At 70.8% G+C, this 544-nt stretch carries 1 protein-coding gene; it reads left to right on the forward strand.

The features are described from left to right. Positions 1 to 212: 212 nt before the first annotated feature. Positions 213 to 544, forward strand: a 332-nt coding sequence (locus L810_RS43045; RefSeq protein ID WP_042978435.1) for an NAD(P)/FAD-dependent oxidoreductase, incomplete at its 3' end; no start/stop codon positions are given.

Raw genomic sequence — 544 nt, forward strand, 5'->3', positions numbered from 1 at the left:
GGCCGCGCGACATCCGGGCCGACGAGGGCGCCGCGAAGCGCCGGCCGATCGGCTTCTGAACCGGCGGCGCGGGCACGGCGGCGGCATGCGCGCGCCGTGCCGTACGGCGTGCACCGTGTCGCCGCGACGCGGTGCGCGACCTTCGGCAAGCGGGAGAACCGGGACGTACAATTCTCTTCTCTCCCCTCGACGCGCTAGCGGCGCGAAACGTCATGGAGCAGATGGATTGTGTCGTGATCGGCGCGGGCGTCGTCGGTCTTGCGATTGCGCGCGAACTGGCCGCGCGCGGGCGTGAAACGCTCGTGCTCGAGGCCGCCGATGCGATCGGCACGGGTACGAGCTCGCGCAACAGCGAAGTGATCCATGCGGGGCTCTACTATCCGCGCGGGTCGCTGAAGGCGACGTCGTGCGTGCACGGGCGCGACCTGCTGTACGAATTCTGCGAGACGCATCACGTGCCGCACCGGCGCACCGGCAAGCTGCTCGTCGCCACCAGCGTCGCGCAGGTGAAGCAGTTGAAGGCGATCGCCGCGCGCGCGGCCGA

The sequence above is a fragment of the Burkholderia sp. AU4i genome (assembly GCF_000466765.1).
GTDB lineage: Bacteria > Pseudomonadota > Gammaproteobacteria > Burkholderiales > Burkholderiaceae > Burkholderia > Burkholderia cepacia.